Consider the following 16,177-nt stretch of genomic DNA (forward strand, 5'->3'; position numbering starts at 1 on the left):
GGGCCCCGGCGCGCCCGTCTCCCGGCCGCCGGACCACCGCGGGCCCGCGCGCCCCGGGTCCGCGGCCGCGTACGGCCCGGGACGTCCGAACCCGTCGCCGTCCCCGGCCGCCGGAACACCGGCGGACGACACCCCGCCCGCACCCAGCACCCCCACCGCCACCAGCAGTCCCGTCGCCCCCGCGTCACGCACCCATCGAGTCACGTGACCAGCGTCACACCGCGGCGTCCGCCCGGCATTCCGGAATCCGCCAAACAAACAGAACTCGCTGCACAATCCGGGTATGTCGATACGTCACGGGCTCCTGGCGCTCCTGGAACGCGGCCCCCGCTACGGCTCGCGGCTGCGGACCGAGTTCGAGGAGCGCACGGGGGCGACCTGGCCGCTCAACATCGGGCAGGTCTACACGACGCTCGGCCGGCTGGAGCGGGACGGCATGGTCGTGCAGGAGGGCGAGGACGAGGCCGGGCGGGTGCTGTACGCGCTCACACCGGCCGGGCGGGCCGAGCTGCGGGCCTGGTTCGCCCGGCCCGTGGAGCGGGCCAGTCCGCCGCGCGACGAGCTGGCGATCAAGCTGGCCATGGCGGTGGGGACGCCCGGCGTCGACGTACGGCAGGTCGTCGAGGCGCAGCGCCGGCACGTGACGGACGCGCTGCACGAGTACGTGCGGCAGCGGGCCCATGTGCTGTCGCAGGCGCCCGCCCGGACGGACGAGGTGGCCCGGCTGCTGGTGCTGGAGCAGCTGATCTGCCACACGGAGGCCGAGATCCGCTGGCTGGAGCACTGCGAGACCCGGCTGCTGCGGCTGACGGTCACCAAGGAGGGCGGTGGCCGAACGGAATCCCGCGCACCGTAAACGGTGGATCACCCTTCACGGGGGGCACCACGGTGATGAGATGCACGGGTGCGAGAGAATGGCGGCATGGAGATGCCGAGGAACGAACGGTCGCCGGAGAATCCACAGATCCTGGTCGTGGGCCAGGACGGCATGGCGATTGGCGGCGGAGGCGACGACGACTCCCGCGAGATTCCGGTGACGGAGCAGGTCGAGCAGCCGGCCAAGGTGATGCGGATCGGCAGCATGATCAAGCAGCTCCTGGAGGAGGTGCGCGCGGCTCCTCTGGACGAGGCGAGCCGGGCCCGGCTCAAGGACATCCACCGCAGCTCGGTCAAGGAGTTGGAGGACGGTCTGGCGCCGGAACTCGTCGAGGAGCTGGAGCGGCTGTCCCTGCCGTTCCAGGACGAGGGCACCCCGAGCGACGCCGAACTGCGGATCGCGCAGGCCCAGTTGGTGGGCTGGCTGGAGGGCCTCTTCCACGGCATCCAGACCACGCTGTTCGCCCAGCAGATGGCCGCGCGGGCCCAGCTGGAGCAGATGCGCCGCGCCCTCCCGCCGGGCGTCGGCGGTCAGGAGATGGGCGAGGACGGCCACGCGGGAGGCCGTTCGGGCGGACCGTACCTGTAGGGACGCGCGCGCTGGTTCGGACGTGAAGGAACAGGGCCCGGCAGCCGGTTGGCTGCCGGGCCCCTCGTCCGTACGGGGTCAGGAGGGGTTGCCGGTCGAGACCTGGAGCGTGATCGTCGGCATGTTGTCCGGGTCGACGTCCGAGTCGGCCGCCGGGTCCTGGTCGATGACCGCGCCCTCGCCGAAGGTGTTCTCGTCGTAGTTCTCGATCTTGTACGACCAGCCCGCCGCGTCCAGGCAGGCCTTCACCGAGTCGACGTACTTGAACCGGAAGTCCGGGATCTGGATCTTGTTCTCGTCGGTGTACGACTCCTGCGGGTCCGTGCACTCCGTCTTGTCGATCACCTTGGTCTTGTCCGGTCCGCGGTAGTCCGCCGCGTGCGTGGTCGACGTGGTCGGTTCGGCGCTGGAACCGCCGCTGCCGCCCGTGTTGCCGTGGTTGCCCCCGCCGCTGTTGAGCAGCAGGGCCGCCAGAAGACCGGTGACGGCGACGATCCCGACGATGATCGAGATGACGATCACCGGCTTGTTGCCCCGGTCGCCCGACACGGGGACGTTCGTCGTCGGCTGGGGCGTCAGGTTGTACGGCGGCGGGGTCTGCGGGTGCTGGGCGTAGGGCGCCGGGGTCTGGTAGCCGCCCTGCTGCGGATAGCCGTAGGACGGGGTCGGCGCGGGCGTGCCGTACGGGTTCGGGACCGGCGTCGGCTGGTACGGCGTCTGGACCGGGCCGGGCGGCGGGGTCGCCTGGCTGACCGGCGGGAACACCGCGGCCCCGACACCGGCGCCGCTCGCGCTCGGCGTGCCGGTGACGATGCTCGGCGGGGCGGCCTGGAAGGAGGCGGCCACGCGCAGGCACTCGTCGCGCATGGCGACGGCGTTCGGGAAGCGTTCGTTCGGGTTCTTCTTCAGCGCGCGGGCGATCAGCGCGTCCACCGCGGGCGGCAGGGAGCGGTTGATCGAGGAGGGCGCGACCGGCTCCTCCTGCACGTGCGCGTAGGCGATGGCGAGCGGCGAGTCCGCGTCGAACGGCAGCCGCCCGGTGACCAGTTGGAAGAGCATGATGCCGACCGAGTAAAGGTCGGAGCGGGCGTCGACGCCGCGGCCGAGGGCCTGCTCGGGCGAGAGGTACTGCGGGGTGCCGACGACCATGCCGGTCTGCGTCATGGAGGTGACGCCGGACTGCATGGCGCGGGCGATGCCGAAGTCCATCACCTTGACCACGCCGCGCTTGGTCACCATCACGTTGCCCGGCTTGATGTCCCGGTGGACCAGGCCCATCTCGTGGCTGATCTCCAGCGCGGCCAGCACGTCCGCGGTGACCTTGAGCGCCTTGTCGGCGGGCATCGCGCCGTGCTGCCGTACGTCCTCGTCGAGCACGGAGCCGAGCGGGCGGCCCTCGACGTACTCCATGACGATGTACGGCGTGGTGGCGTCGGAGACGGTGTCCTCGCCGGTGTCGAAGACGGAGACGATGTTGGTGTGCGTGAGCTTGGCCACCGCCTGCGCCTCACGGCGGAAGCGCTCGCGGAAGGCCTGTTCGCGGCCCAGCTCGGTGTGCAGGGTCTTGATCGCGACCTGCCGGTCGAGCACCGAGTCGTAGGCGAGATGCACGGAGGCCATGCCGCCCTGGCCGAGCAAGTCGCGCAGCTGATAGCGGCCGCCGGCGAGCGACTGACCCGCGTACCGGTCCTGTGCGCCGTCCTGGCTCATGTGTCCGTGTCCCCCATCGGCCTTCCGGCGCCGGCCCGCTCGTTGTTGATCGAATGGCTCATTCCCGGCCAAGTCTGCCCCAGGGCACTGACACGTCAAGCGCGGTGCCCGATCCGTGACCGTACGCGAAAGAAGCGTCGCGCGAGCGTTACAGAGGCTGTACGGCCGGTACACAGGATTTGCACGCAGGCATCGGGTGACGGTTTGATGGCCGGTCCGTCTCGTGCCGGTTCCGGTCCCCTTCTCGGACCGGCGGCTTGCGTCGAGGCTGTAGCGTGGCCGACGGAGACCGTAACAACACCGCGCGCACCGCGGGCAGAAACGACGGCGAGGACTGATGGAGCAGCAGCAGCGCGCTCAGGGCCCGTCCGACCCCGAGGCGACTGGCGGCGGTATGTCAGATGCGCCGGAGATGTGGGGCAACGGCGGGCTGGTCGGCGACGGCCGATATCGGCTGACCCGCAGACTCGGGCGGGGCGGCATGGCGGAGGTGTTCGCCGCCGAGGACGTGCGTCTGGGACGCACCGTCGCGGTGAAGCTGCTGCGCGCCGACCTCGCCGAGGATCCGGTCTCCAAGGCCCGCTTCACGCGTGAGGCGCAGTCGGTCGCCGGTCTCAACCACCACTCCATCGTCGCCGTGTACGACTCCGGCGAGGACTACGTGGGCGGGCAGAGCGTCCCCTACATCGTCATGGAGATCGTCGAGGGCCGCACCATCCGCGACCTGCTGCTCAACGCCGAGGCTCCGGGCCCCGAGCAGGCGCTGATCATCGTCTCCGGTGTCCTGGAGGCGCTGGCCTACTCGCACCAGCACGGCATCGTGCACCGCGACATCAAGCCGGCGAACGTCATCATCACCAACAACGGCGCCGTCAAGGTGATGGACTTCGGCATCGCCCGCGCCCTGCACGGCGCCTCGACGACGATGACGCAGACCGGCATGGTCATGGGCACCCCGCAGTACCTCTCCCCGGAGCAGGCGCTCGGCAAGGCCGTCGACCACCGCTCCGACCTGTACGCGACCGGCTGCCTGCTCTATGAACTCCTCGCGCTGCGGCCCCCGTTCGTCGGCGAGACGCCGCTGTCGGTGGTCTACCAGCACGTCCAGGACATCCCGGTGCCGCCGTCGCAGGTCTCCAACGGCGGCTGCCCGCCGGAGCTGGACGGCCTGGTCATGCGCTCCCTCGCCAAGGAGCCCGACGACCGCTTCCAGACCGCGGAGGAGATGCGCGGGCTGGTCCAGTACGGCCTGCAGATGCTCTACGACCAGGGCGGGCACACCGGCACCTGGAACACCGGCCCGGTGGGCATGCACGAGGGCCGCCACACCCCGGCCGCGGGCTTCGCCGGTACGACCGTGATGCCCCACCCCGCCGACTCCGGCGCGGGCACCACGCAGATCCCGCAGCAGATCCTGCCCCAGGGCTACGGCGGCGGGGACGACGGCGGCTTCGAGGGGCACGGCAACCGGGGCAGCGGGCGCGGCAAGCTGTGGATCCTGGCCGTCCTCGCGGTGATCGCGATCGCCGCGGGCGTCGCGCTGGCCCTGCAGAACACCGGCGGCTCGGGCGGCGCGAAGCCCACGAAGTCGCCGACCACCTCGCAGTCCACCAAGGACGACACGGCCTCCGAGACGCCGAGCGACGACTCGACCGACCAGCCCACGGACACGTCCACGGACAACGGCACCTCGGGCAACGGGTCGGGCGACTACACGCCGTCCTACACCCCGTCGTCCACGCCGTCCGCCACCAAGAGCGACGAGCCGACGAACGAGCCGACGACGAGCGACCCGACGCCCTCCGCGCCGACGTCGAGCGCACCTCCGGCGCCGTCCGACACGCCGACGGGTCCGACGGCCGGCACCGACAACGGCGGCACCTCCGGCCTCGGGGGCGGTCTCTGACCGGGGGTCACCCCGCGAACGCCTCGCACACCGCGTCGTACTCCCGCGTCCACCACACGGCGAGCGCCGAAGCCGCCGGGAACTGGGGGTCGGCGCGGGTGTCGCCGCGTTCGTAGTGCCAGCGCAGCATCCAGAAGTCGTTCAGCCGCTCCCACCACACGCGGTGCACGGCCGCCGCGAGCTGGGAGGGCGTGGCCCCGGCGGTGCGCCGGTACGCGCGCGCGTACGCCCGCACCTTCGGCAGGTCGAGCGCGCCGACGGGCCGCACGAAGAAGATCGCGGCGGCCCGTACCGCCTCCTCGGCGCGCGGGCGCAGGCCCAGCCGGTCCCAGTCCACGATCGCGGCGGGGGCGTCACCCTTGTAGAGCAGGTTGAAGGGGTGGAAGTCGCCGTGCACCCAGCCCACCGAGCCGCCGCGCGGGGGACGCCGGTCGGCGTGCTGCTCCAGCAGCGCGCGCCGCTCCAGCAGCCGGTGGCGGGCCAGTTCGTCGAAGGTGTCCGCGGGGCGGTGGCGCCGGACCCGGCCGAGCAGGTCGTCGATGAGGGTGAAGGTGTCCGCGGGATCGGCGCTGTCGGCCGCCGCCTTCTCGCCCGCCCGGGCGGGCGCCGGCATCACCCGCTCCAGGCTCGCGTGCACGACCCCCAGGAGCGACCCCAGCCGCTCGCACTGGCCGGTGGTGAGCTGGCCGCCGTGCCGGTGCCGGCCGTCGATCCACGGGTGCAGGGCGTAGGCGTGCCCGCCGATCACGGCGACCGTGCGCCCGTCCCGGCCGGGCAGCGGGGGCGCGACCGGGACGCCGAGGCCGGCCAGGCGCTCGGTGGCCCGGTGCTGGCGGGCAATGGCGGCCGGGTCGGCGGTTTCGGGGTCGAAGTGGTGCTTGAGGAAGTAGCGGCCGCGGGTCGTGCACAGGCGGTAGCCGCGGTTCAGCAGGCCCTGGTCGACGGGCTCGCAGGCGACGGCGCTGCCGGCGGCGTACTGGCGCAGCAGGGCGCCCAGCGGGGGCGCGTGAGGCACGAGGGGTGGTACATGGGAGCGCGGCACGCGCCAGATGCTAGGGCACGAGCCGGGCCCGTGAGCTGGGCATTGTCACAGGCAGTCGCAATCGGTCACGGGATGTGCTCGAAGTGGCGATCCAGGGCACCGTCGGTGGTGTGCACGGTCCCGAACTGCGGCTCCACGCTCAGGAAGACGGGCTCGTACGGCTCGCCGTCGACGGTGCTCGGTGCGGGCCCGAACCGCCGCAGTTCCTCGGCGGTGGGCTCGTACGCCGCGCACCGGCCGACGACCTGCGCCGACCACACGCCCTCGCCCGGTGCGGCCGAGCCGAGGTTGTCCGAGCCGTACGCGACGACGCCGCCGGCGCACGCCCGGTGGTAGCCGCAGTTCCCGGGCAGCCGCAGCAGCAGCCGGCCGTCGGCCACGATGTGCCGGGCGAAGGCCAGGAAGGGCAGGGCGCGCATGCTGGTGGCGACGCGGCCGTGGTCGGCGCGGGCGAGCAGCGCGACGGCGAGTCGTTCGTCGGAGGGCATGTACTCACTGTGCGTGAGGGAAGCGGGCGGCAACAGAGGCGTTGGTCCCGGTCCGTGGTGACACTCAGTTCTTCTCCGCCTGCATACGGGCCACGAAGACCGCGGCCTGGGAGCGCCGCTGCATACCGAGTTTGGACAGCAGGCTCGACACGTAGTTCTTGACCGTCTTCTCGGCCAGCCCCATGTGCTCGCCGATCTGGCGGTTGGTGAGCCCCTCGCCGACGAGGTCGAGGATTCTGCGCTCCTGGCCGGTGAGGTGCGCCAGCGCGTCGTCCGGCCGCGCGCCGCCTCCGTCGCGCAGCCGCTGCAGCACGCGCGTGGTGGCGACCGGGTCCAGCAGGGACCTGCCGGCCGCCACGTCCCGTACGGCGGACAGCAGCTCGGCGCCGCGGATCGCCTTCAGGACGTAGCCGGCGGCGCCCGCCATGATCGCGTCGAACAGGGCCTCGTCGTCGGCGAACGACGTCAGCATGAGGCACTTGACGTTCTCGTCGCGGGAGCGGATCTCCCGGCACACCTCGACGCCGCTGCCGTCCGGGAGCCGTACGTCGAGCACCGCGACGTCAGGCCGGGCGGCCGGCAGACGCGCCAGCGCGTCGGCCGCCGTACCGGCCTCGCCGACGACCTCGAGGTCGCCCTCCACCGACAGCAGCTCGTGGACGCCACGCCGGACCACTTCGTGGTCGTCGACCAGGAATACCCGGATTTTTCCCTCTTCGCGCACGTTGGCAGTCTCACACAGGGGCGGACGACCCGCTCGAAGTCGGCTCTTCCCGTGACCTGGGTCACCGGGATAACGTGCCGTTGTTCCGGCCCCCTGCAAGGCTGTGACCAGGACTTGTTCCCGCCTTCTGCGATTTACTTGGAAATCCAAGCAAAATCCCAGGTCAGGAGGGGTTTCACAGAAATGTGGAGCACTGGGTAACGTGCCTTTTGCAGGGCGCTCGCCGGGGCACCTGTCACGCCTGTACCCGACCGGGCGCACCCACCCTGTGCGTCCCTGGGCTTCAGGTGAGCCGCTCCCCCGGGCTCCTGAACGGAGCTGGGGGGACCCCAGGCACCCGGCGAACCCGGGTGGCCGGACCGACGGAGGAGCACACGTGACCGTGGAGAGCACTGCCGCGCGCAAGCCGCGACGCAGCGCCGGGACCAAGAGCACGGCCGGCAAGCGAACGACCGCGAGCACCGCGCCGGGCGCCGAGCCCGAGCTGGTACAGCTGCTGACGCCCGAGGGCGAGCGCGTCAAGAACGCCGAGTACGACAAGTACGTCGCCGGCATCACCCCCGATGAGCTGCGCGGGCTGTACCGCGACATGGTGCTCACCCGCCGCTTCGACGCCGAGGCCACCTCGCTGCAGCGCCAGGGCGAGCTCGGGCTGTGGGCCTCGCTGCTCGGCCAGGAGGCCGCCCAGATCGGCTCCGGCCGCGCCACCCGCGAGGACGACTACGTCTTCCCGACCTACCGCGAGCACGGCGTCGCCTGGTGCCGCGGGGTCGACCCGGCCAACCTGCTCGGCATGTTCCGCGGCGTCAACAACGGCGGCTGGGATCCCAACAGCAACAACTTCCAGCTCTACACGATCGTCATCGGCTCCCAGACGCTGCACGCCACCGGCTACGCCATGGGCGTCGCCAAGGACGGCGCGGACAGCGCGGTGATCGCCTACTTCGGCGACGGCGCCTCCAGCCAGGGCGACGTCGCGGAGTCCTTCACCTTCTCCGCGGTCTACAACGCCCCGGTGGTGTTCTTCTGCCAGAACAACCAGTGGGCGATCTCCGAGCCGACCGAGAAGCAGACCCGCGTCCCGCTCTACCAGCGCGCGCAGGGCTACGGCTTCCCGGGCGTGCGCGTCGACGGCAACGACGTCCTGGCCGTCCTGGCCGTCACCAAGTGGGCGCTGGAGCGGGCCCGCAGCGGTGAGGGGCCGACGCTGGTGGAGGCCTACACCTACCGCATGGGCGCCCACACCACCTCCGACGACCCCACCCGCTACCGGGGCGACGAGGAGCGTCTGTCCTGGGAGGCGAAGGACCCGATCCTGCGCCTGCGCCGGTACCTGGAGGCCTCGAACCACACGGACGAGGGATTCTTCACGGAACTGGAGGAGGAGTCCGAGGCGTTGGGCAAGCGAGTGCGCGAGGCGGTCCGTGCCATGCCCGACCCGGACCACTTCGCCATCTTCGAGAACGTGTACGCGGACGGGCACGCGCTCGTCGACGAGGAACGAGCCCAGTTCGCCGCCTACCAGGCGTCGTTCGCCGACGGAGAGGGGGCCTGACATGGCAGCCGAGAAGATGGCTCTGGCCAAGGCGATCAACGAGTCGCTGCGCCGCGCCCTGGAGTCCGACCCCAAGGTCCTCGTCATGGGTGAGGACGTCGGCAAGCTCGGCGGCGTCTTCCGCGTGACGGACGGGCTGCAGAAGGACTTCGGCGAGAGCCGGGTGATCGACACTCCGCTGGCCGAGTCCGGCATCGTCGGCACCGCGATCGGCCTCGCCCTGCGCGGCTACCGCCCGGTCGTGGAGATCCAGTTCGACGGCTTCGTCTTTCCCGCCTACGACCAGATCGTCACCCAGCTCGCGAAGATGCACGCGCGCTCGCTGGGCAAGGTCAAGCTCCCGGTCGTCATCCGCATCCCCTACGGCGGCGGCATCGGCGCGGTCGAGCACCACTCCGAGTCCCCCGAGTCGCTGTTCGCGCACGTGGCGGGCCTGAAGGTGGTCTCGCCCTCGAACGCCTCCGACGCGTACTGGATGATGCAGCAGGCCATCCAGAGCGACGACCCGGTGATCTTCTTCGAGCCCAAGCGGCGCTACTGGGACAAGGCCGAGGTCAACCCCGAGGCGATCCCCGGCCCGCTGCACAGGGCGCAGGTCGTCCGTGCGGGCACGGACCTCACGCTGGTGGCCTACGGCCCCATGGTGAAGCTCTGCCAGGAGGTCGCCGACGCGGCCGCCGAGGAGGGCAAGTCCCTGGAGGTGCTGGACCTGCGCTCGGTCTCGCCGCTGGACTTCGACGCCATCCAGGCGTCGGTGGAGAAGACCCGCCGGCTGGTGGTCGTGCACGAGGCGCCGGTGTTCTTCGGCTCGGGCGCGGAGATCGCCGCCCGGATCACCGAGCGCTGCTTCTACCACCTGGAGGCCCCGGTGCTGCGGGTGGGCGGCTATCACGCCCCGTACCCGCCGGCCCGTCTGGAAGAGGAGTACCTGCCGGGCCTGGACCGGGTACTCGACGCCGTCGACCGCGCCCTGGCGTACTGAGGAGAGGGTCGTGACGACGATGACGGAAGCATCCGTGCGCGAGTTCAAGATGCCGGACGTGGGCGAGGGGCTCACCGAGGCCGAGATCCTCAAGTGGTACGTCCAGGTCGGTGACACGGTCACCGACGGGCAGGTGGTGTGCGAGGTCGAGACCGCCAAGGCGGCCGTCGAACTGCCCATCCCCTACGACGGGGTGGTCAGGGAGCTGCGCTTCCCCGAGGGCACCACGGTCGACGTGGGCACGGCGATCATCACGGTCGACGTGTCCGGCGGTGCCGCGCCCGCGCAGGCGGCTCCGGCCCAGAGCGCCGAGCCCGTCGCCGAGGAGGAGAAGAAGCCCGAGGGCCGCCAGCCGGTCCTCGTCGGCTACGGCGTCGCCACCTCCTCCACCAAGCGCCGCCCGCGCAAGGGCCCGGAGGTCGCGGTCGCCCAGGCGTCCACGGCGATCCAGACCGAGCTGAACGGCCACGGCCCGGCCCCCGTCGCGCCGGCGGTGCCGGACGAGCGGCCGCGCCCGCTGGCCAAGCCGCCGGTGCGCAAGCTGGCCAAGGACCTGGGCGTGGACCTCGCCACGGTGATCCCGTCCGGCCCGGACGGCATCATCACGCGCGACGACGTGCACGCCGCGGTGGCACCGCCGGCTCCCGCGGCCGCGCCCGCCCCGGTGGAGACGCCGGCCGCGGCGGCGCCCGCGCCGGCCGCCTCGTACGACACGGCCCGGGAGACCCGGGTGCCGATCAAGGGCGTGCGCAAGGCGACGGCCCAGGCGATGGTCGGTTCGGCGTTCACGGCGCCGCACGTCACGGAGTTCGTGACGGTGGACGTCACGCGCACCATGAAGCTGGTCGAGGAGCTCAAGCAGGACAAGGAGTTCGCGGGCCTGCGCGTGAACCCCCTGCTGCTGATCGCCAAGGCCCTGCTGGTCGCGGTCAAGCGCAACCCGGACATCAACGCGTCCTGGGACGAGGCGGCCCAGGAGATCGTGGTCAAGCACTACGTCAACCTGGGTATCGCGGCGGCCACCCCCCGTGGGCTGATCGTGCCGAACGTCAAGGACGCCCACGCCAAGACGCTGCCGCAGCTGGCGCAGTCCCTGGGTGAACTGGTGTCGACGGCGCGCGAGGGCAAGACCTCGCCCGCCGCGATGCAGGGCGGCACGGTGACCATCACCAACGTCGGCGTCTTCGGCGTCGACACGGGAACCCCGCTGCTCAACCCCGGTGAGTCCGCGATCCTCGCGGTCGGCGCGATCAAGCTCCAGCCGTGGGTGCACAAGGGCAAGGTGAAGCCGCGTCAGGTCACCACCCTGGCCCTGTCCTTCGACCACCGCCTGGTCGACGGCGAGCTCGGCTCCAAGGTCCTGGCCGACGTGGCGGCGGTCCTGGAACAGCCGAAGCGACTGATCACCTGGGCGTGACACACCGCCCCGCTATACGGTGAACGATGAAGGGACGGCCGCAAGTTACAGTTGCGGCCGCCCCTTCATCTGTCTGTGCTGCCCCCCGGCTCAGGGCCGGTCGAGCACGTACACCGGCGCACCGTCCTCACTCGCACCCCGGGGATGGATGCACGCGTGCTTGCGCAGCAGACGCAGGCACTCGTTGACCCGCTGAACCGTGAGCCCGGTCCGGGCCGCGATCGACTCGAGCGGCTGCCGCAGTTCGCCCTGTTCCACGAGTACCGGTGCGATGACCACGGCCACCGCCCAGACGTCCGACGTCACGGACAGCCGCTGCCGCCAGTCGGCCAGGACGGATTCCGTGGTCGGGTGTGCCGAGAGGCTCGGCGTGGGCGCCGGACGGTCGAGCGTCAGGACGTCGAGCCGGTCGGCGATGCGCTCGATCGCCTGGGCGATGGCCTGCTGGGCGACGAGGTTCTGCCGCTGCATCTCCGCCATCTCCTGCTGCAGGGCGAGGGATTGCTGTTGCACATCGGCGAGCCGTTCGTCCAGCTGGAGATTGTGTGCCTCGAGCCGGACGATGGCCTCCACGACCTGCTCGGGCATCACGTACGCGGTCGGCGCGCCCGGGTCGGACGGCTGCACCTCGGCTTCCTCGAGACTGTACGAACCCTCTCGCTGCACGGTCTCGATCACTTCGGCGACCCACTGCTTGAAGGGCGCACACTCTGGCTTGGTGCAGGCGCTGACGAGAAGGATCAGCCCCTGCAGATCGATGAGATTCAGGTCTCGCCGCCACTCCCTACCTGCGGGAACGCTGAGACCGTAACCTCCAGTTACGGTCTCGAGAATCTCTCGGTGTGCTTCGGGGACATGGTCGGCCAGAGCCTTCCGAGCGTTGGTGTGGCCGAGTTCCTTGCAGACGTCCACTGCCGGGAACCAGTGCGTCCCGTCCGGCATCGTCAGCCTCCGGACGCGGGCTCCGGTGGCCGCGTAGACGAAGTCACTGACGTCGATGGCGTCCTGCTGCGCCCGAGGACTGGGCTGGTGCTTGCTGGGTTCGATCATGTGAACCACCTCCGCTGCGGAACCTAGGGCGGAGGAATTCGAATATGCCAGTCGGCGCAATGATGTTCACTTATGCGAGCGAAGTTCGCCTGTCCGGCTTGAACAGTCGCGGGTTTTCGTGCCAGCAGCGTCACGTATGTGCGCCCGCTGGCCTTTCCCGGGTCCTGTTCGATCCGGGCGGTGACCGTCAGGCCGGCGCGTTGCAGTAGCTCCGTGAGGCGTTCGGCGGGGAGCAGGTGGGACTCGTACGAGACCGGGTGTCCGCCGTAGGCGTGGGTGGGGCGGGTGCGTTCGTTGTCGCCCGCGTGGCCCGACAGCATCAGCAGGCCGCCGGGGGCGAGGGTGCGGTGGAACTCGGCGTAGAGGACGGGGAGTTCCCGCGGCGGGGTGTGGTGGGTGGAGTAGTGGACCAGGATGCCGGCCAGGGCGGCCAGATGGGCCGTCACGTGGCCGGGGCCGCAGCCGAGGTCGGCGAGCGGTCCGAGGCCGGCCTCCCGCACCGTCTCGGCGAACATGCCGAGCACGGCGCGGGACAGCGGATCCAGGTCCGCAGGCCGCGGTACCTGCTCGGCATACGCGTCGGCGACGGTGTCGTAGGACTCCCGGACGGCGGCGAGATAGGAAGGCTCGCTCACTTCGGGGTCCCGCACCGTCGCCGTCGCGGTCACAGCGAAGGGTCAGCTGATCTTGGCGTAGCCGTAGTTGATGAGCTTCTTCACGTCCGACGTGCGGTCGGTCGCGTTGGGGGCGGTCATGACGGCGCCGATGACCGACTCGCCGTTCAGCGTGGCGGCGAAGACCAGGCAGTAGTGGGCGTCGGGGCCCGAGCCGGTCTTGATGCCGAGCGTGCCGTTCCAGCCGAGCAGCGTGTTGGTGTTCGTCCACGCGCCCATCGTCCGGGTGGACCCGGAGCTCGTGATCGTCTTCGCCGTGTACGACTTGGTCTTCACGACGGTCTTGAACGTGGTGCTCTTCATCACGCTGCGGGCGACCTTCGTCAGGTCCCGCGGCGTCGAGTAGTTGTTGCCGTTGCTCAGGCCGTCGAACGAGTCGAAGTGCGTGTTCGTCATGCCGAGGCTCTTGGCCATCGTGTTCATCTTGCCGATGAAGTTCTTGGTGCGGGCCGAGGACGTCGTGCCCGAACCGAACTTGTCGGCCAGGGCGAACGCGGCGTCGCAGCCGGACGGCAGCATCATCCCGTACAGCAGCTGACGGACGGTGACCTTGTCACCGACGATCAGGTGGGCCGAGGAGGGGTAGCCCTTGGCGACCATGTAGTCGCTGACGGCCTTCTTGATCGTGACCTTGGTGTCCAGGTTCAGGTTCGACTGCGAGAGCACGACCTTGGCGGTCATGATCTTCGTCGTGGAGGCCGTGAGCCGCTTCGTGTCGGCGGACTTGGTGAAGAGGGTCTTGCCGGTGGCGCTGTTCATCAGGTAACCGCCCTTGGCGGTGATGGTGGGCGTCGTGACAGCCTGCGCCGGTGCCGCGGTGAGAGCTCCGGTGGCGAGCACTGCGCCGGCCGTGACGGCGACGGCTGCGGCTCTGCGGACGCGGAAGCCCTTGATGGCGGTTTTCAACTCAAATACCCCGATTACGTCGAATGCCCATGAAATGCGGCCGAGTTGGAGGGGGGAGCGGGGCCGCACATGTGTGACACGTAATTAGCACAGATGGTTGTGCGCTTGCTGAGTCGGCTTTGCCTTCTGTGACGACCTTGGTACAGACGGGTCCGCATAATGGACGGAGATCCTCATGCGTACGTGTTGTATCTATGCTGTTCGCATGACCAGCCCGGGGACTCTGACCACCAAGCGACCACCCGCCGCCGACCGCGTGTACGCCCACGTCAAGCAGGGCGTGCTGGAGCGCCGTTACGAGGGCGGGACCCTGCTGACCGAGGGCGAACTCGCCGAGGCCGTGGGGGTCTCGCGCACCCCGGTGCGCGAGGCGCTGCTGCGCCTGGAGGTGGAGGGGCTGATCAGGCTCTACCCGAAGAAGGGCGCGCTGGTCCTGCCCGTCTCCGCCCAGGAGATCGCGGACGTGGTCGAGACCCGGCTGCTGGTCGAGGAGCACGCGGCCCGCAAGGCCGTACCGGCGCCCGCCGGGCTGATCGAACGGCTGGAGGGGCTGCTGGCCCGGCAGAAGGAGCAGGCCGCCGCCGGCGACCTGGCGGGGGCCGCCGTCACCGACCGCTGCTTCCACGCCGAGATCGTCCGCAGCGGCGGCAACGAGATCCTCTCCCGCCTCTACGACCAGCTCCGCGACCGCCAGTTGCGCATGGGCGTGGCGATCATGTACTCCCACCCGGACCGGATCGCCAAGAGCCTCACCGAGCACGAGGAGATCCTCCAGGCCCTGCGGTCGGGGGACCCCGAGGCCGCGGTCGCCGTGGTCCACCGGCACGTCGGCTGGTTCTCGCACCTCGCCCGGGGTGAGGTCCGATGAGCCGCTCCTCCTCGTCCGCCACGATCACCCTCCCGGGTGATCCGCCGGGCGGCCGGCGCGCGATGGCCGTCTGGGCGGTCGGCGTCTCCGTGTACTTCGTCGCCGTCATCTTCCGTACGTCGCTGGGCGTGGCCGGCCTCGACGCCGCCGACCGCTTCCATGTGAACGCCTCCGCGCTGTCGACCTTCTCGATCCTGCAGCTGCTTGTCTACGCGGGCATGCAGATACCGGTCGGCCTGCTGGTGGACCGGCTCGGCACCAAGAAGGTGCTGACCATCGGGGTCGTGCTGTTCACCGCGGGCCAGCTCGGCTTCGCCTTCTCCCCCTCCTACGGCACCGCCCTCGCCTCCCGCGCCCTGCTCGGCTGCGGCGACGCGATGACGTTCATCAGCGTGCTGCGGCTGGGCACCCGCTGGTTCCCGGCCCGGCGCGGCCCGTTGGTCGCCCAGCTCGCGGGCCTGGTCGGCATGGCGGGCAACCTCGTCTCGACCCTGGTCATCGCCCGGCTGCTGCACGGCGTGGGCTGGACCGCGGCCTTCGCGGGCAGCGCCCTCGCCGGCGTCGTCGTCCTCGTGCTGATGCTGCTGTTCCTGAAGGACCACCCCGAGGGCCACGAGCCGGAGCCGGTCCCGCACCAGGGAGCGGCCTACGTCCGCCGTCAGATCGCCGCCTCCTGGCGGGAGCCGGGCACCCGCCTCGGCCTGTGGGTGCACTTCACCACCCAGTTCCCGGCGATGGTGTTCCTGCTGCTGTGGGGCCTGCCGTTCCTGGTCCAGGCGCAGGGCCTGTCCCGGGCCACGGCGGGCGAACTGCTCACCCTGGTCGTGCTGTCGAACATGCTGATCGGGCTCGTCTACGGCCAGGTCGTCGCCCGGCACCACACGGCCCGGCTGCCGCTGGCGCTCGGCACGGTCGGCGCCACGGCGCTGATGTGGGCGGTGACGCTGGCCTGGCCCGGCGAGCACGCCCCGATGTGGCTGCTGGTCGCGCTGTGCACGGTGCTGGGGGCCTGCGGTCCGGCGTCGATGATCGGCTTCGACTTCGCCCGCCCGGCCAACCCGCCCGAGCGGCAGGGCACGGCCTCCGGCATCACCAACATGGGCGGTTTCGTGGCCTCGATGACCACGCTGTTCCTGATCGGCGTCCTGCTGGACGCGACCGGCGACGACTACACCGTCGCCTTCTCCGCGGTGTTCGTGCTCCAGGCGCTGGGGGTCGGTCAGATCCTGCGGCTGCGCGGGCGGGTGGCCCGGCGGGAGCGGGAGCGGCTGGTGGCCAGCCGCGTGGAGACGGTGCACGTGCCCGCCTGACCCGCAACGGTCCACCCGCGGGGTCCTGCCCCCACCGGCCCGGGGAGCGCCCGTGCCGGTGGAGCCGGGCCCCGCGCGCC

General features: G+C 70.9%; 16 protein-coding genes. 8 read left to right on the forward strand and 8 right to left on the reverse strand.

Annotated features, from left to right (window positions below):
• Positions 1-204: hypothetical protein (locus M8J74_RS09565; RefSeq protein ID WP_372500142.1), on the reverse strand; the 204-nt coding region annotated here is incomplete at its 3' end.
• 79 nt (positions 205-283) lie between these two features.
• On the opposite strand from M8J74_RS09565, the gene M8J74_RS09570 reads away from it, so the two are divergent.
• On the forward strand, positions 284-856 hold the full coding sequence (locus M8J74_RS09570) for a PadR family transcriptional regulator (RefSeq protein ID WP_249835962.1): 573 nt from the start codon (positions 284-286) through the stop codon (positions 854-856).
• Between the two features lie 66 nt (positions 857-922).
• Positions 923-1,465 (forward strand): bacterial proteasome activator family protein, encoded by a 543-nt coding sequence (locus M8J74_RS09575; RefSeq protein ID WP_058924247.1) that lies wholly within the window; start codon positions 923-925, stop codon positions 1,463-1,465.
• Between the two features lie 78 nt (positions 1,466-1,543).
• Here the strand turns inward: M8J74_RS09575 and M8J74_RS09580 are convergent, their stop codons facing one another.
• On the reverse strand, positions 1,544-3,175 hold the full coding sequence (locus M8J74_RS09580; RefSeq protein ID WP_249835963.1) for a protein kinase domain-containing protein: 1,632 nt from the start codon (positions 3,173-3,175) through the stop codon (positions 1,544-1,546).
• Between the two features lie 337 nt (positions 3,176-3,512).
• Here M8J74_RS09580 and M8J74_RS09585 point away from each other — a divergent pair, with 337 nt between their 5' ends.
• On the forward strand, positions 3,513-5,081 hold the full coding sequence (locus tag M8J74_RS09585) for a protein kinase domain-containing protein (protein ID WP_249835964.1): 1,569 nt from the start codon (positions 3,513-3,515) through the stop codon (positions 5,079-5,081).
• Between the two features lie 7 nt (positions 5,082-5,088).
• Here M8J74_RS09585 and M8J74_RS09590 read toward each other — a convergent pair whose 3' ends face one another.
• The 3 genes from M8J74_RS09590 to M8J74_RS09600 all read right to left on the reverse strand — a co-directional run bounded on the left by M8J74_RS09590 (position 5,089) and on the right by M8J74_RS09600 (position 7,335).
• The gene (locus M8J74_RS09590) at positions 5,089-6,096 is read right to left on the reverse strand and encodes a phosphotransferase (protein ID WP_249836102.1); all 1,008 of its coding nucleotides are present in this window, start codon (positions 6,094-6,096) and stop codon (positions 5,089-5,091) included.
• A gap of 92 nt (positions 6,097-6,188) precedes the next feature.
• Positions 6,189-6,611, reverse strand: a complete 423-nt coding sequence (locus tag M8J74_RS09595) for a pyridoxamine 5'-phosphate oxidase family protein (RefSeq protein WP_249835965.1) — start codon at positions 6,609-6,611, stop codon at positions 6,189-6,191.
• 64 nt (positions 6,612-6,675) lie between these two features.
• Entirely contained in the window at positions 6,676-7,335 is a 660-nt protein-coding gene (locus M8J74_RS09600) for a response regulator (RefSeq protein ID WP_249835966.1), read from the reverse strand.
• Positions 7,336-7,711: 376 nt separating this feature from the next.
• Here M8J74_RS09600 and pdhA point away from each other — a divergent pair, with 376 nt between their 5' ends.
• From pdhA to M8J74_RS09615, 3 genes are read left to right on the forward strand one after another with little or no spacing between them, the layout of a single operon-like run.
• Positions 7,712-8,890 carry a pyruvate dehydrogenase (acetyl-transferring) E1 component subunit alpha gene (gene pdhA / locus M8J74_RS09605; protein ID WP_249835967.1) on the forward strand — a complete coding sequence of 393 codons (1,179 nt, stop codon included), beginning with the start codon at positions 7,712-7,714 and terminating at the stop codon, positions 8,888-8,890.
• A gap of 1 nt (position 8,891) precedes the next feature.
• On the forward strand, positions 8,892-9,872 hold the full coding sequence (locus tag M8J74_RS09610) for an alpha-ketoacid dehydrogenase subunit beta (RefSeq protein WP_142153727.1): 981 nt from the start codon (positions 8,892-8,894) through the stop codon (positions 9,870-9,872).
• 10 nt (positions 9,873-9,882) lie between these two features.
• Positions 9,883-11,289, forward strand: a complete 1,407-nt coding sequence (locus M8J74_RS09615) for a dihydrolipoamide acetyltransferase family protein (protein WP_249835968.1) — start codon at positions 9,883-9,885, stop codon at positions 11,287-11,289.
• 90 nt (positions 11,290-11,379) lie between these two features.
• Here M8J74_RS09615 and M8J74_RS09620 read toward each other — a convergent pair whose 3' ends face one another.
• From M8J74_RS09620 to M8J74_RS09630, 3 genes are read right to left on the reverse strand one after another with little or no spacing between them, the layout of a single operon-like run.
• A complete protein-coding gene (locus M8J74_RS09620) occupies positions 11,380-12,339 on the reverse strand; it encodes a BRO-N domain-containing protein (protein ID WP_249835969.1) in 960 nt (319 codons plus the stop codon).
• Positions 12,340-12,362: 23 nt separating this feature from the next.
• A complete protein-coding gene (locus tag M8J74_RS09625; protein ID WP_249835970.1) occupies positions 12,363-12,974 on the reverse strand; it encodes a class I SAM-dependent methyltransferase in 612 nt (203 codons plus the stop codon).
• Between the two features lie 42 nt (positions 12,975-13,016).
• Positions 13,017-13,919: a D-alanyl-D-alanine carboxypeptidase family protein gene (locus M8J74_RS09630; RefSeq protein WP_249835971.1), complete on the reverse strand. Its 903-nt coding sequence runs from the start codon at positions 13,917-13,919 to the stop codon at positions 13,017-13,019.
• 205 nt (positions 13,920-14,124) lie between these two features.
• Between M8J74_RS09630 and M8J74_RS09635 the strand changes: the two genes are divergently transcribed.
• Positions 14,125-14,787 carry a GntR family transcriptional regulator gene (locus tag M8J74_RS09635; RefSeq protein ID WP_249835972.1) on the forward strand — a complete coding sequence of 221 codons (663 nt, stop codon included), beginning with the start codon at positions 14,125-14,127 and terminating at the stop codon, positions 14,785-14,787.
• Positions 14,784-16,097, forward strand: a complete 1,314-nt coding sequence (locus M8J74_RS09640) for an MFS transporter (RefSeq protein WP_249835973.1) — start codon at positions 14,784-14,786, stop codon at positions 16,095-16,097. The genes M8J74_RS09635 and M8J74_RS09640 overlap by 4 nt, the downstream gene beginning before the upstream one ends.
• Positions 16,098-16,177 lie beyond the last annotated feature (80 nt).

The sequence above is a fragment of the Streptomyces panaciradicis genome, assembly GCF_023516615.1.
Classification (GTDB): Bacteria; Actinomycetota; Actinomycetes; order Streptomycetales; family Streptomycetaceae; genus Streptomyces; species Streptomyces panaciradicis.

Coding starts and splice junctions, on each gene's coding strand:
- M8J74_RS09570 (WP_249835962.1), top strand. CDS start 284: ATGTCGATACGTCACGGGCTCCTGGCGCTCCTGGAACGCGGCCCCCGC.
- M8J74_RS09640 (WP_249835973.1), top strand. CDS start 14,784: ATGAGCCGCTCCTCCTCGTCCGCCACGATCACCCTCCCGGGTGATCCG.
- M8J74_RS09635 (WP_249835972.1), top strand. CDS start 14,125: ATGACCAGCCCGGGGACTCTGACCACCAAGCGACCACCCGCCGCCGAC.
- M8J74_RS09610 (WP_142153727.1), top strand. CDS start 8,892: ATGGCAGCCGAGAAGATGGCTCTGGCCAAGGCGATCAACGAGTCGCTG.
- M8J74_RS09595 (WP_249835965.1), bottom strand. CDS start 6,611: ATGCCCTCCGACGAACGACTCGCCGTCGCGCTGCTCGCCCGCGCCGAC.
- M8J74_RS09580 (WP_249835963.1), bottom strand. CDS start 3,175: ATGAGCCAGGACGGCGCACAGGACCGGTACGCGGGTCAGTCGCTCGCC.
- M8J74_RS09585 (WP_249835964.1), top strand. CDS start 3,513: ATGGAGCAGCAGCAGCGCGCTCAGGGCCCGTCCGACCCCGAGGCGACT.
- M8J74_RS09620 (WP_249835969.1), bottom strand. CDS start 12,339: ATGATCGAACCCAGCAAGCACCAGCCCAGTCCTCGGGCGCAGCAGGAC.
- M8J74_RS09575 (WP_058924247.1), top strand. CDS start 923: ATGGAGATGCCGAGGAACGAACGGTCGCCGGAGAATCCACAGATCCTG.